The sequence below is a fragment of the Akkermansiaceae bacterium genome, assembly GCA_019634595.1.
In the GTDB taxonomy this organism is placed as follows: domain Bacteria; phylum Verrucomicrobiota; class Verrucomicrobiia; order Verrucomicrobiales; family Akkermansiaceae; genus Luteolibacter.
On sequence record JAHCBC010000002.1, the window covers coordinates 296,045 to 310,827 of the forward strand.

Genomic DNA, 14,783 nt, shown 5'->3' on the forward strand with positions numbered 1-14,783 from the left:
TTTTGCTGGTTCAGATCTTCCAGTCGCCGCGGTAGTTCGTATGCAGCCAGGCAATGTCACCCGTGCCATCGGCGAAAGTGTTCTCCGCAGGGTTCCACTTGAAGTTCTTCCCGTGGTAGTAGCCGAAATTCAGGAGGTGGCAAGCGATGACCGAACTGGCGCCGATGCCTTCGTGGGCGATCGGCTGGGTGCGGGCGCGCATGGCTGCGGTGAAGTCCGCGTAGTGGTCCTTGCTGTTGGTGAGGCGCACCTTCGCGTCCTTCAGATACTCGTTCTCCAGCAGGTCCAGGGATGGCGCGAGGCCCGGCTTGTCTTCCTTGTCCCAATGTTTGGCGATGGTCTTGCCGTCCTTGATGACCTCGATCTTGCCGCGGCTCACGTGCACCTCGCCATCCGGCCCGAAGAACGATGCTCCTTTGCCGATCGGCGTATGGGTCAGCTCGCAGCCGTCCTCGTAGCGCAGCTTCGCGCCTGACTTCGCGGTCGCGAAATCCGGCGGCGCGATGCCCTCCACCGGACCACTCTCGTCCCGGCCGAGCGCCCACTGCGCGATGTCCACATGGTGCGCACCCCAGTCCGTGACGAAGCCGCCACCATATTCGCGGTAAAGACGCCACATCGGAAAATGGTCGTGCAGTCCGCGCGGCGCGAGGATCGAGTTGTAAGGGCGCATCGGCGCAGGTCCGAGCCACAGGTCCCAGTCGAGGCCCGGCTCCGCCGCTTCCTCCGGAAGATCGCAGGGAATACCTGGAACACCGAAGGAAGTCTCCACCCGGTTCACCTTGCCAATCACGCCGTTCCGCACCAATTCGCAAGCCACGCGGAACTCCCGCATCGACCGCTGCATGGAGCCGGTCTGGAAGACGCGCTTGTTGTCGCGCACGGCTTTCACCACCGCCACCGCCTCGCGCACGGTCTGCGTGAGCGGCTTCTCACACATCACATCCTTGCCCGCCTGCACCGCCGCCACCGCGATGATGGCGTGCCAGTGGTCCGGCGTGGCGATCACCACGGCGTCGATGTCCTTGCGGTCGAGCAGCTCGCGGAAATCCTTGTGGGCCGTACAGCCCTTCCAGGCGGTGTTCTGGTTCTTGCCGTAGAATTCCTCCACCTTCTTCTTCGCGGCTTCGCGCCGGTTGGTGTCCACATCGCATACCGCGACCACCACCACATCCGGGAGGCTCATGAATTTGCCCATCAGGCCCTTCGCCTGCTTGCCCGTGCCGATGATGCCCACGGCGATCTTGCCGTTCGGCGAGTTCTGCGCCCGCAGGCCGGACGGGAGGATGAACGGCGCGAGCGACGCGCCCATGGCGGTGCCGAGGAAACGGCGGCGGCTGGTGGAAAATAGGTCGGGTTTCATGGGAGCGGCGGTTACGCGGGAAACGTGTTCCCTTCTTTCGGATTCCACGGGATTTCCGTGGAATTTTCCTCCTAGGCGTCGGGACGATTCATGCTAGCGTGGCGCATGCTGCATCGAATCGTCATTCCCGCATTTGTCATGGCCGCCACCGCGTACGCCGCCGACATCTCCAAGATCCCGTTCAACGACGCGTCCGGCAAGGCCACTTCCCTCGACGCTTACAAGGGCAAGGTCGTGCTCATCGTCAATGTCGCCTCGAAGTGCGGCAACACCCCGCAGTACGAAGGCCTGGAGGCGACCTACCAGAAATACAAGGACCAGGGCTTCGAGGTCCTCGCCTTCCCTTGCAATGACTTCGGCGGCCAGGAGCCGGGCACCATCGAGGAGATCCAGAAATTCTGCTCCACGAAATATTCCGTGACCTTCCCGCTGATGGAGAAGGTCAGCGTCAAAGGTGAAAGCCAGCACAAGCTCTACGAAGAACTGACCGGTGAGAAGGGCGCCTTCCCCGGCGATGTGAAATGGAACTTCGGCAAATTCCTCATCGGCCGCAACGGCAAGCCCATCGCCCGCTTCGAACCGAAGACCCTTGTCACCAGCCCGGAAGCGACCGAGGCGATCGAGAAGGCGTTGAAGAAGAAGTCCTGATCGTTTCTTGCGGGCATCGCCCGGATTTCATAGATACCGGGAACCCATGAAGGTCTCCCGGTATCTTTTTTTATCAGCGCTGCTCTCCATCGCCGCCGGGAAACTTGCGGCGGAGATTTCCGCTGTTCCGCATCCCACCGCGCCCATCGATGCGAAGCGGACCGTCGTCTGGTCCCCTCTCTTCCAGGCGACATGGGATCAGATCAAGACAGAGACCGGCCCCCTGCTCTCCGTCTCTCCGGAGAATGAGATGATCTCGCGGCTGGAGGCGTTCAAATGGAATGCCGCCGCCACGATGCCCGGCGGGTCATGGAAGACATGGAGTGGCCCGGCCACCCCAGAATTCCTTGCGACGGTCAACCGGGAGGCCGCCGCCCTGGCAGGTGATCCAGAAGGGCCGTTCAGGATCGATGACAATCCTCCTCCCGGCAGGTTGATGGCGTTCGGCCTCCTCGATCACGAGGTGGAGTTCTTCCGTGAACTGGCCCGCGCCAAATCCATCCCGCTGAAATTCCAAGCGGAGGGACAGGAAACCGAGGTCTGCTTCTTCGGCGCCAGGGACGAACACCCCGCCATCCGCGTCCTGTCATGGCAACCAGCGGAACGGTCCCATGCGGTCCAGATCCGGTGCAAGGATGCTGACGATTCCGTCATCCTCTATCTGCCTTCCGCCGCCTCCGACTTTGGGACGGCGAGCCTGAAAATCAGGGCAATGTTGGAGCGCAAGGAAGCCGACATCCCGGAATCCGAATTGGTCCAGTATCTCTACAAGGGAGACCAGATCCGCATCCCTTATCTGACGCTGGAGTCGAAGGCCGAGTTCAGCGGTCAGCTCGGAGGACTCATCGACTTCGAGCGGATGAAAGGCATGACCATCATCCAGGCCAGCCAGCTCACCCGCTTCAAGCTCCATGAGAAAAGCGCGAGGGTCCGGTCCGAAACGACCAATGCGGCGGACCCATTCGGAGGCCCTCCGGAACCCAAGCCGCCAAGAGCCTTCCTCTACGACCGCCCGTTTTTCGTGTTCATGTGGAAAAAGGATGCCGCATGGCCCTACTTCGGCGCATGGATCGGAGACAGCGCCGGGATGGAACTCTGGACCGGACCGGCGAAGGATTGATTTCCGTTGAATACGCGTGCATCCCCCGTCCCTTCGTGGAAGCTCCGGCGCGTGAACGGACGCGCGGTGCAACTGGATGGCCTGAGGGCGGTGGCGATGATCGTCATTGCCTGGGACCACTGGACGCACGATCTCCTTCCGAGGGTATTTCCCGCGGAGATCTTCCTGTTCCTTTTCCTCGTCCTCACCGGTTTCCTCATCACCGGCTCCCTGCTGCGGGAGCGGGAGCGGGGGGAGGCCTCCGGCGGGAGCTGGAAGTGGCGGTCGATGAAAGTCTATCAGATCCGCCGCGGCCTGCGGATCCTCGCCCCCTACTATGCCGCGCTCTTTTTCGCGTGGATCGTCCGCGCGCCGGATGTCTGGCCCGGCCTGCCGTGGTACGTTTTCCATGTCTCGAACATCCGCATGGCGCTGGCCGGGATGTGGCCGTCGGGCAGCGCCCACTTCTGGTCGCTGGCGATGCAGCAGCAGTTCTACCTGCTGTGGCCGTTCGTGATCTGGTTCCTGCCGAAGCGGCTGATCCTTCCCGCCGTGATCCTCATCACCGCCATCGCCCCCATCACCCGGTGGTTCGAGCCGCAGCTCAGCGCCTACATCGCCTGGCCGGACAAGATGCTGTGGGCGGCCTTCGACTACTTCGGCCTCGGCGCGCTGCTGGCCATCGCCGTTTCCAGGGGGATGACGATGGAAAGCCGTCCGCTCAGGATCGCGGGAGTCTTGTCACTGTTCGCCTATCTCTACCTCTTCATCGGCCATGACATGGGCTGGCCCGGCTTCAATCTGCGTGCCGTCCAGCAGACCTTCCTCTCCGTCTTCCTCTGCTCCCTGGTCGCCACCGCCATCGTGGGATTCGGAGGCTGGCCGAAGAGGCTCCTGGAACAGCCCACCTTGCTGCGGATCGGCGCACTTTCCTACGGGATCTACCTCTACCACAACCTCGCCCCGCTCGCGGCGGGCAAGATCCTGCCATTCCTCTGGATCAGCGAATACTTTGACAACGGCTTCGGCATGGCCCTGAAGCTTATTTCCTACGCGGCCATCACCTGGTTGCTCACGCTCGCGTCATGGAAATGGATCGAAAAACCGCTGCAGGAAGTGCGCGCGAAAATCCGGCCGGATCAGGCAAAAGGCGTTTGAAATCATTGGTTTCCAGCGGAATCCGGAAGCCGTAAATGTTTGAGTTTTGGTATGAATCGAGCAACATCCCGCCCGGCAGACGCCTGACTCCAGCCACCCACCCACGCCATGCCCCAATCCTTTCTCCCCAAGCCCTTCGCGCACAACTACGAGATCGCCCCCGAGTATGCGAAGAGCGCCGTCTATTTTTCCTCCGAGTTCGCGATCGACCAGAGCTTCAAGATCTACTCCGGAGGCCTCGGCTTCCTCGCCGGTTCCCACATGCGGGCAGCGGCGGGCCTGAAGCAGAACCTCGTCGGCATCGGCATCCTCTGGACCTACGGTTACTACAATCAGGTCCGCGGTGAGGACAACGAGCTGGCCGTCCAGTTCCGCAAGAACTCCTACGCCTTCCTCCAGGACACCGGCATCCGCTTCACCGTTCCGGTCCACGGCCACGCGGTGTGGGTGAAGGCCCTCTACCTGCCCGGCGACATCTTCAACACCGTGCCGATGTTCTTCTTGAGCACGGACATCGAGGAAAACGACTACCTTTCCCGTGCGATCACGCACCGCCTCTACGACAACGACCCGCTGCGCCGGATCGCCCAGTACATCATCCTCGGCGCGGGCGGCGCACGCCTGCTGGACGAACTCGGCGTCGATCCGGAGGTCTGGCACCTCAACGAGGCGCACGGCCTCTCCGCCGCGTTCCACGTCTATGACCGGTTCCGCAACGTGGAGGAGGTGAAGAAACGCTTCATCTTCACCACCCACACCCCGGAGGAAGCGGGCAACGAGAAGCACGACTTCAACCTGCTGCGCGACTTCTCCTTCTTCGGCTCCATCACCGGTGACGAAGCGCGGAAGATCACCGGCATCGAGGGGGATGTCTTCAACCACTCGCTCGCCGCGCTGCGCCTCAGCCACAAGGCGAACGGTGTCTCCAAGCTGCACGGGGAGGTTTCCCGCCAGATGTGGAAGGACCATCCGGACATCTGCGAAATCGGCCACGTGACCAACGCCCAGAACAAGAAATACTGGGCGGACCACGGGATGGAAGCCGCCCGTGTGAACGGTGACACGGAATGCCTCAGCAACCGCAAGCGCGAGCTGAAGGAGCGCCTGTTCCGGACTGTGGCGGACCAGACGGGCAAGATCTTCAAGCCGGACGTGCTGACCATCGTCTGGGCGCGGCGCTTCGCCGGCTACAAGCGTCCTGACCTCATCACCCGGGACATCCGCCTTTTCCGCGAGATGCTGAACCATCCGCAGTATCCCGTGCAGGTGATCTGGGCGGGCAAGCCCTATCCCTTCGACTACAGTGCGATCAACACCTTCAACCACCTGATCAATCTGACGAAGGACTACCCGAACGCGACGGTCCTCACCGGCTACGAGCTGGATCTTTCCCGCCAGTTGAAGACCGGCTCCGACGTCTGGCTGAACAACCCCGTCGTCACCCGCGAGGCGTCCGGCACCTCCGGCATGACCGCCGCCATGAACGGCTCCGTCAACTTCTCCACCTATGACGGCTGGGTCTGCGAGTTCGCCAAGGACAGCGTGAACTCCTTCATCATCCCGCCCGCGGATCCGCACCTGTCCCCGGAGGACCGGGACCGGTATGACATGATGGGCTTTTACGAAGGCCTGACCCAGAAGATCCTGCCGCTCTACTACGGCAATCCGGAAGGGTGGAACCAGCTCGTGCTGAAGTCCATGAACGATGTGGTGCCGTTCTTCGACGCGGACCGCATGGCGGACGAGTATTACAAGAAGATGTACGCCTGACCTTTTCTCCGAAACCCACCATGTCCCAAGCCTCCCTCCTGGAGCGGCTCACCGGAATCCTCGGACCTGACAAGGTCACGACGGCGGCCGCCGTAATCGAATCCCACTCCACGGACAAATGGTACGCCAGCCATCCGCCGGATGTGGTGGTCTTCGCGGAATCGACCGCGGATGTGTCCGCCGTGATGAAGTTCGCCTCGGAGCACCGGATCCCGGTCACCACCCGTGGCGCGGGCTACGGCTACGTCGGGGGGTGCGTGCCCCTGCACGGCGGCATCGTCCTTTCCACCGCGCGGATGAACCGCATCCTGGGCATCCACCCGGAAGACGGCGTGGCCATCGTCCAACCCGGCGTCATCACGGGGGATCTCCAGAAAGCGGCGCACGACATGGGTTGGGAGTACCCTCCCGACCCCGCGTCGCTGAAGGACTGCTCCATCGGCGGGAACATCGCCACCAACGCGGGCGGCCCTCGCTGCCTGAAGTACGGCGTGACCCGTAGCTACGTGCTGGGCCTGGAAGTGGTGCTGGCCAGCGGCGAGATCCTCCGTACCGGCGGACGCCTGCACAAGAACAAGACCGGCTTCGACCTCATCGGCACGTTCACCGGCTCGGAGGGCCTGCTGGGCGTCGTGACGGAGGCAACGCTGCGCATCATCCCGAAACCGGCCAGCCGCGCGATGCTGGCCGCCATTTTCCCGGACTTCCCCATGGCCGCCGCCGCCGTGCAGGCCATCCTCAACGGCGGGCACCTGCCTTCCGCCCTGGAAATCACGGACACCTTCACTCTGGCCGCCGCACGCAGGAAGCTCGGCGCGGATGTGTTCCCGGAAGGCAACGCCCACCTCATCGTGGAGATCGACGGCAGGCCCGCCGCCGTGCTGTCGGAGCTGGAGGAACTGCACGCGCTCCTCCTTTCGCTCGGCGCGACCTTCATCGAACGCGCTCCGGACGAAGCTTCCTGCGAGCGCATCTGGAAGCTCCGCCGCGAATTCTCCTTCTCCCTCCGCGACACCGGCCTGACCAAGCTCAACGAGGACATCGTCGTCCCACGTTCCAAGCTGGTGGAGCTGGTCAACTTCGCCCGCGGGCTGGAAGCGGAAACCGGCATCGCCGTCGCCTGCTTCGGCCACGCCGGGGACGGCAACATCCACACCAACCTGATGGTCGCGGACTACCAGGACCCGGTCATCCGCGCGAAGGCGGACGCCGCGCTCGACCTGCTTTTCAAATGGGTCCTCGAACAAGGCGGCGCCATCACCGGCGAGCATGGCGTTGGCATCGCGAAGAAGCCATGGATCCGGCAGGCGCTCGGTGAAACATCGATGGCCACCCACCTCGCCCTGAAAAAAGCGCTCGATCCCCAGGGCATCCTCAATCCGGGCAAGTTCCTCGATTTCTGACCGTGGCTGCGGCGTCCCGCCGCAGGCCGTGATTGTGGCGTCCCGCCGCAATTCTTTTCCGAATTTGCCTACCATCGAATCTGGGATCTTCCGCATCCGCCAAATTGGCATCCGCCTCTCTCAGAACGATGGCGGGACGCCATCGCCACGGCCTGCGGCGGGACGCCGCAGCCACCGTTCCGATCCTACTTCAGGCCCTGCAACGCCTTCCAGTCCGCGTCCGTCAGGCAGCAAGGGTCATTCGCCACCAGGTGGCCCGGCGCGATTTCCTTCAGCGAAAGATCCATCCCGATGGTCTCCTCATAGCGCGGATGCTTGATGCGGTGGCCGAAGGCACTGCCCGCAGGCGGGTCGATCGGCGACGGCACATCCCCTTCCAGCAGGATCTTCTTCCGCTGGGCGGTCGGGTCCGGTGAGGGAATCGCGGAGAGCAGCGCCTTGGTGTAGGCGTGGCGCGGATCACGGTAGATCGCCTCGGCGGTCGCCAGTTCCACGATCTTGCCCAGATACATCACCGCCACGCGGTCGCTGATGTGCTTCACCACCGAGAGGTTGTGCGCGATGAAAAGGTAGGAAAGGCCGAAGTCCTTCTGCAGTTCCACCAGCAGGTTGAGGATCTGCGACTGGACGGAGACATCCAGCGCGGACACCGGCTCGTCGCAGATGATCAGCTTCGGCTTCAGCGCGAGCGCCCGCGCGATGCCGATGCGCTGCCGCTGGCCGCCGGAGAACTCGAACGGATACCGCTCCGCGGATGCGGCAGGCAGGCCCACCCGTTCCAGCAGCTCGTCCACCCACTTCTTCCGCTCCGCCCGGTTGCCCAGGCCATGGACCTGATACGGCTCCGTCAGCAACGCCCGCACGCTCATGCGCGGGTCGAGCGATTCCACCGGGTCCTGGAAGATCATCTGGAAATCCCGCCGCAACGGACGCAACCGTCCCTGCCGGAGATGGGAAATCTCGCGGCCCTCGAACCGGATGCCTCCCGCTGTCGGCTTCAGCAGGCGGACGATGGCCTTGCCCAGCGTGGACTTTCCGCAGCCGGACTCCCCCACCAGGCCCAGCGTCTCACCCGGCTTGATCACCAGCGACACGCCATCGACCGCTTTCACGGATCCCATCTGCCGATGCAGCACCCCTCCGCGTACGGGGAAGTGCACGCGCAGATCGTTGACGGAGAGTAACGGGGTATCGCTCACGGTTCGTAACAGAAGGGACAGGTTTCCACCCAGTGGCCGGGCGAGACTTCGGCAAACTTCGGACGCTCGCGCGTGCCACGGTCCGTGCGGCCCATGCGTTGGCAAAAGCGGCAGCCGTGCGCGTGGTCACCCAGTCCAGCCACCATGCCGGGGATGGTGGCCAGCACCGATTTCGGCGGCGTCTCCAGTGTCGGGATGGAGGCCAGCAGGCCCTTGGTGTAGGCGTGCAGTGGCCGCGCGAAAAGTTCCTTTGCCGGGGCCTTCTCACATACCCTCCCCGCGTACATCACCACCACCTCGTCGCACGTTTCCGCGATGACGCCCAGGTCGTGGGTGATGAGGATGGTGGACATGCCGCTCTCTTTTTGCAGTCGGTCGAGCAGGTCGAGGATCTGCGCTTGGACCGTGACATCCAGTGCGGTCGTCGGCTCATCCGCGATGAGCAGCGACGGCTTGCAGGCCAGTGCCATCGCGATCATCACACGCTGGCGCATGCCCCCGGAAAGCTGGTGCGGGTAGTCCATCATCCGCCTTTCCGGCGCGGGGATGCGCACCCGGTCCAGCATTTCGATGGAGGCTTCCCATGCCTCGCGCTTCGACATCTTCGTGTGCAGGCGCAGCACCTCGCTGACCTGCCGCCCGATGCGGTGGACCGGATTGAGCGCGGTCATCGGCTCCTGGAAAATGACGCCGATCTCGCCACCGCGGACCTTCCGCATCTCGCGCTCTGAGGCGTGGGTCAGGTCATGGCCGTTGAAATGGATGTCGCCGCCGAGAATCTTCCCCGCAGGCTGCGGCAGCAGGCCGACGATGGACATGGCCGTGACGCTCTTGCCACAACCCGACTCCCCGACGATGCCCACCGTCCTGCCCCTCGGTACGGTGAAGGAAACCTGGTCCACCGCACGCAGCAACCCTCGCTCCGTTTCAAAGGAAACGATGAGCTTGTCCACTTCCAGGATGTTGTCGCTCTCCTCGCTCATGGTTGTTCGGGTTCCGGTGGATGGACCACGCGGTTCACTTCAGGGAAAATCTTGCCGGAGCGCCGTGCTTCCTGGGTTTCCTTCTGCACGTCCTCATCGATCCAGTAGCAGTAGCCCTCATGCGGCTCATAGGACAATGCCGGCGCATAGTGGGTTTCCGCGGAGTCCGGCCACCTCACCCAGCGCCAGGAGCCCACGCGCTGGAACTCCGTGGTGAACGAGGGCAGGAAGATGGCCTCGTCATGGATGATGTGCTGCAGCTTCTTCGATGCCTCCGCCAGTTCCTCCTCCGTCAATGCGTCGCGCACGGTGAGGGACAGGGCATCCGTGTCCGGACGGCTCCAGACGAAGAGATTGTTCGTGTTCGGCTTCGGGTTGCCCTTGTCGTCGAAGGCGAAGGTGGAGTGAAGGAACTGGAAGTAGGTGGGCGTCGGCGGGGTCGTGTTCCAGCCGGAGAAGTTCATCTCATGCTGCTTCTGCATGACCTTCCGGTAGACCACCGTGCTTTCCAGGCCGTCCAGCCGCAGGTCGAACCCGCAGGCCTTCGCGTCCTCTTTCAGGATGGCCAGGATGCGGTCGTAAAGGGGAATGGTCGGATAGGTGATGGAAACGGATAGCCGCTCCCCGCCCGGCTTCTTCAGGATACCGTCCGGACCTTCCTCCGTGTAGCCAGCCGCGCGGAAGGCTTCCCGCGCCTGCTGCACGGAGTAAGCGCGCGCCCTGATGGAAGGATCGCTGAATTTCCCGAAGCCCTGGTTGAAGGACTGGAGGCGCGAGTAGTCCCCGCGGAAGACCACCTCGATGACCTTCTGCCAGTTCATCGCATGATGGATGCCGATCCGCACGTCGCGGTTGTCCAGCGGCGCCTTGGTGACGTTCATGTAGAATCCCCGTGGGATCCGCGGGTAGCGGTTGAAAACCGTCGCCCTCTCGATGTAGCCGTCATAGACCGGCGGCATCTCCGATTTTTCGTACCAGAACTGCGGCTGCGTCAGCAGGTAGGTGTCCAGCTCCCCCGCCCGGAACAGCTCGAACGCCTTGGAGTCCTCACGCACCAGCGTGGTCACCATCTTGTCGGGGTTGTAACGATATCTGTAGTACTTCCGGTCCTTCGCCCACCAGTCCTTCACCCGTGTCTGGGTGATGGAGACGCCTTTCACGATATCCTCCGGCCGCACCTCGTACGCGCCGGTGGTCGGAGGGAAGCGCCATTGGTAGCGGTCCGCATAGTCGGGTCCGTATTCCTTGTAGAACTTCGGCGACGAAGGGCTGATCGCGCCGGCCAGCACCTCCGCATAGATTTTCGGCTCGGCCAGCGTCACCGAAAGCAGGTCGTCCGAGTAGGTGATGACCTGTGCGTAGTTCTCGCGGAAGAATTCCTTCGTGTAGGGATTCACCACGTTGTCGGAGGCCTTCGTATAGATATCCAGCAGGACATCCTTCGCATACACCTTTTCCCCGTCGGAGTAGGTCGCCTCCGGGTCGATCCGGAAATAGACCGTGCGGCCGTCCGCGGATGTCGCCCACTCGCTCGCCACACCGGGGATCACCTTCAGTGTCGTCGGATGCAGCGTGACCATCGACATGTCGATGTTGTCGTAAAGGTCGCCACGGAACGAGTTGTTGGAATTCGGTCCGAAAGGACGGATCGTCGGTGGAAAGGAAAGGTCGAGGAAATGCCGCCGGATCACGCCACCCTTCTTCGCCCGCGGGTCACCGATCTCAGGCTCGTCCAGACCCTTCTCCCACACCAGATCCGTCGGCACATCCGCCGCGGTGCGGAACTGGAAGAAGTCACCCAGCGACTGCCGGAACTCCAGCTTCGCCATGTCCCGCCGGGCCGCCTGGAGCTGGGCTTCCAACGACGGCTTCTTGTCCTCCTCAGCGGAAGCCAGCGCGGCGATGGTCTTGTCCAGCTCCACCTGGGCCTCCGCCTTCTTCTTCTCCAGCCATCCCGCGATGTGCTTGTTATAGACCGGGACCCATGCGTCGAAACCGAGGCTGCGCTCCACCTCCGCCGTCTCCTGACGGCACCCGGTGAGCGCCAGCGGAGCGACCGCCGCGGCTGCCAGCGCGAGTATGAGCGGAAGGGACTTCATCAGCGGTAGTAGGTGTATTTCTTGGGATCGAACGCCTCACGGATCGCCTCCCCCACGAAGGTGATGAGGACCAGCGTGGAGACCAGCGCCACGAAGGTCGCGCTCACCAGCCAAGGTGCGGAAAGGTTCGCCAGGCCGTCATTGAGCAACTTGCCCCAGGTGGCATACTCCGGCGGCAGACCGAAGCCGAGGTAGTCGAGTGCGGTGAGCGAAAAGATCAATCCCGAGAAGGTGAACGGAACGATCGTAACGATGATCGCGATGGTGTTCGGAAAGAGATGCCGGAACAGGATCCGGGAGGTGCCCGCACCGATCACCCGTGCGGCGGAAATGTAGTCGCGCTCCCGTTCACGGTAGATGGTGGTGCGCATGAGAGTCGCGATGCCCATCCACCCGAAGACCATCAGGATGGCGAGGATGATACCAAGTCCCCTGAACTGATCAGGAACCACGCTGGAGAGGATGATGACGATGAACAGGGTCGGCATGTTCTCGAAAATCTCGATGATGCGATGCATCACGATATCCAGCCACTTTCCGAAATAGCCCATCAGCATGCCAACCGTGATGCCGAAGACATAAACCACCGGCAGGAACAGCAGGGCCGCCTTGAAGTTCACCTGGAGCCCCCCGTACAGGTAAGCCAGCATGTCGTAGCCTTGGGAAGTGGTCCCGAGGAAATTTCCGGTATCCGGGGTGGGCGGGGCCGGATGGTATTTCACCGCCCGCGGCTCGCTGCTCTCCACCGCCAGGAACGCCTCCTTGCCCCCATCGCCGTTGTACTTGTCGGAGACCGCCGCGCCGTCCTGATACTCCGCGCTGTACATCTGGGCGCCGTCCTTGTCCCAGCCATCCACGGGACCGTTGAACTTGCCACTCCGCATGGTGTAACGGAGGTGGATCTTCGAGTCCTCGATGTCGTAGTAGCGGGCCGCCAGACCGAAGTATGGCTTGTCGCCACGGCCTTCATAGTAGATGCCGTCGCGCAGTTCCAGCGGGCGGGAGCGCGGGGCGAGCGTGTCTCCCGTGGGATCATACGGCACCGGTGGCAGGATCACCTTCCCCTTCCCCGTGGCCGCGAAATGACGCTTCAGGTCCCGGTAGTTCGCGGGGGCCTCCGCGCTTTCGCCATCCAGACCGAAGTCCTTGTTCTTGAACTCCTTCGCGGTGAACGCGGGGAAGATCCAGCGCCCCTCATACTTCACCGCCAGTGCCCTCTTCCCGACCAGCGACTGGTCCAGCAAGGCGAGGAATGCCAGGAAACCAAGGATGATGAGGGAGTAGTAGCCGCGCTTGATTTCCCGGAAACGCTTCATCCGCCGACGGATGACCGGATCCCCCGGCCCGCCGGTGAAGGAGCGGCTGAACATCACCAACCCTACCAGGACCAGCAGGACGGATGCCGCCCAGCCGAACCACGGCATCGACTCCGCATGCAGCCACGGCACCTCACGGCTGACCGTGAAGAACCAGCGCGCCGTCGGAAAGGCGATCCCCTTCACTTCGCCGGCGATGGCGAGCGCTCCGAGGAGGGTGAAGAAGAGACCGATCGCGCGCATGGGTTTAGTCGAACTTGATCCGGGGATCGACCATCGCGACGATGAAGTCGGAGATGATGTTGCCCAGCAGCAGCAGGAATGCGGACACCGTCAGCGTGCCCATGATCACGGGCATGTCCCGCTCGATGATGGATTGGTACTGGAGCAACCCGAAGCCCTGGATGTCGAACACGCGCTCGATCAACATGGAGCCAGTCACGAAGATGGAGGTCAGTCCGCCGAGGCTGGTCGCGATGGGGATCATCGAGTTCCGGAAAGCGTGCTTGAACACCGCGCGGCGGAATCCCGCGCCCTTCGCCACCGCGGTCCGCACATAGTCGGCCGCCAGGTTGTCCATCAGCGTGTTCTTCGTCAGCATGGTCAGCATGGCGAAGCCGGACACCAGGTAGCAGACCAGCGGCAGCACCGTGTGGTGGGCCAGGTCCTTCACCTGGTCCCAGCGGTTCATTTCACCGAAGTCCGCGCTCGTCAGGCCGAACAACGGGAACAGGTTCGCCCGCGCGCCCAGGTGCACCAGCAGGATCGCCCCCAGCGCGAAGCCCGGGATGGAGTAGCCGATGAAGATCAGCACCGACGAGGCGGAATCAACGAAGGTCCGGTGCTTCAGCGCCTTCAGAATGCCAAGGGGGATGCAGACGACATAAATGATGACGGAAGAAAGCAGGCCGAAATAGAGGGCCACCGGCATCCGCTCCAACATCATGTCCACCACCCGGTCCTGATAGACCAACGACCGCCCCAGGTCCCCCTGGAGCAGTCCTGAAACCCTCGACTGATAGACGATGGCGCGCGGCGCATAGGCCGGCGTCTCCTTCACCCCGCTGTTCCGCCGGAGGTAGCGGTCCTTCCGGTCCTGCTCCGTCTCCAGCCGCACCTGCCAGTTCTCGGAGGAAAGCGGCTTCCCCGTTTCCGCGAAGGTCGCGGAGACAACCTTGTCCCCGTCCCGCTTCACGTTCACCACCCGGCCATCCCCGCTCAGCACCACCTGGGCCACGGTTTCCGCATCCGGCTGCCCGCCGATCATCTCGTCCGTCGCACCTCCGTACTCCTTCTTTGAAATCCGGATCTCCCTCGGCACGATGCCCAGCCACTGGCCGTAGGCGGCCAAAGTCGGCTTATCCAGGCCGAACTGTTCCTCCAGTTCCTCGAGCTGTTCGTCGCTCAGCCCGCTCTGCGCGTTGCTGCCCGTCGTCTTTCCCCCGCCCTTCTCCGCCGCCGCCTGCGCCTGCTGCAGCATGCGGTCCATCGGCCCGCCGGGCACGAACCGCGTGATCGTGAACACCAGCAGCGTGATCCCGATCATCGTCGGGATCATCAGCAGCAGTCGTCTGATAAAATAGGCTTTCACGCGGGCGTCACATCATTCTTTACCCCTCATCCGTTGCCGTGCAAGTCCGGACGACGATTCTATCAGCGCGCCGTGTGACGCGGCAGCCACCATGATTTGAAACGGGCCGCCTCCCTGCCTGGCCATCCTATCTTGACCACTCATGTTTCAAACC

General features: G+C 63.0%; 11 protein-coding genes. 5 read left to right on the forward strand and 6 right to left on the reverse strand.

The window, feature by feature from the left end:
- Window positions 1–10: 10 nt before the first annotated feature.
- The gene (locus KF712_07055; GenBank protein MBX3740730.1) at window positions 11–1,363 is read right to left on the reverse strand and encodes a Gfo/Idh/MocA family oxidoreductase; all 1,353 of its coding nucleotides are present in this window, start codon (window positions 1,361–1,363) and stop codon (window positions 11–13) included.
- Window positions 1,364–1,501: 138 nt separating this feature from the next.
- Between KF712_07055 and KF712_07060 the strand changes: the two genes are divergently transcribed.
- The 5 genes from KF712_07060 (at window position 1,502) to KF712_07080 (ending at window position 7,441) form a co-directional block, all read left to right on the forward strand.
- A complete protein-coding gene (locus tag KF712_07060; GenBank protein MBX3740731.1) occupies window positions 1,502–2,011 on the forward strand; it encodes a glutathione peroxidase in 510 nt (169 codons plus the stop codon).
- A 46-nt stretch (window positions 2,012–2,057) separates the two neighbouring features.
- A complete protein-coding gene (locus KF712_07065; GenBank protein MBX3740732.1) occupies window positions 2,058–3,131 on the forward strand; it encodes a hypothetical protein in 1,074 nt (357 codons plus the stop codon).
- Between the two features lie 51 nt (window positions 3,132–3,182).
- Window positions 3,183–4,268 (forward strand): acyltransferase, encoded by a 1,086-nt coding sequence (locus KF712_07070; GenBank protein ID MBX3740733.1) that lies wholly within the window; start codon window positions 3,183–3,185, stop codon window positions 4,266–4,268.
- A 108-nt stretch (window positions 4,269–4,376) separates the two neighbouring features.
- Entirely contained in the window at window positions 4,377–6,038 is a 1,662-nt protein-coding gene (gene glgP, locus KF712_07075) for an alpha-glucan family phosphorylase (protein MBX3740734.1), read from the forward strand.
- A gap of 20 nt (window positions 6,039–6,058) precedes the next feature.
- Complete coding sequence (locus KF712_07080; GenBank protein MBX3740735.1) at window positions 6,059–7,441, forward strand: FAD-binding protein; 1,383 nt, start codon at window positions 6,059–6,061, stop codon at window positions 7,439–7,441.
- 185 nt (window positions 7,442–7,626) lie between these two features.
- Here the strand turns inward: KF712_07080 and KF712_07085 are convergent, their stop codons facing one another.
- From KF712_07085 to KF712_07105, 5 genes are all read right to left on the reverse strand, one after another.
- Complete coding sequence (locus KF712_07085) at window positions 7,627–8,562, reverse strand: ATP-binding cassette domain-containing protein (protein MBX3740736.1); 936 nt, start codon at window positions 8,560–8,562, stop codon at window positions 7,627–7,629.
- Window positions 8,563–8,636: 74 nt separating this feature from the next.
- Window positions 8,637–9,623 (reverse strand): ABC transporter ATP-binding protein, encoded by a 987-nt coding sequence (locus KF712_07090; GenBank protein MBX3740737.1) that lies wholly within the window; start codon window positions 9,621–9,623, stop codon window positions 8,637–8,639.
- Complete coding sequence (locus KF712_07095) at window positions 9,620–11,722, reverse strand: hypothetical protein (GenBank protein MBX3740738.1); 2,103 nt, start codon at window positions 11,720–11,722, stop codon at window positions 9,620–9,622. The genes KF712_07090 and KF712_07095 overlap by 4 nt, the downstream gene beginning before the upstream one ends.
- Window positions 11,722–13,281, reverse strand: a complete 1,560-nt coding sequence (locus tag KF712_07100) for an ABC transporter permease subunit (protein ID MBX3740739.1) — start codon at window positions 13,279–13,281, stop codon at window positions 11,722–11,724. Before KF712_07100 ends, KF712_07095 begins: the two co-directional genes overlap by 1 nt.
- Before the next feature lie 4 nt (window positions 13,282–13,285).
- Window positions 13,286–14,596, reverse strand: a complete 1,311-nt coding sequence (locus KF712_07105) for an ABC transporter permease subunit (protein MBX3740740.1) — start codon at window positions 14,594–14,596, stop codon at window positions 13,286–13,288.
- Window positions 14,597–14,783: the final 187 nt, after the last annotated feature.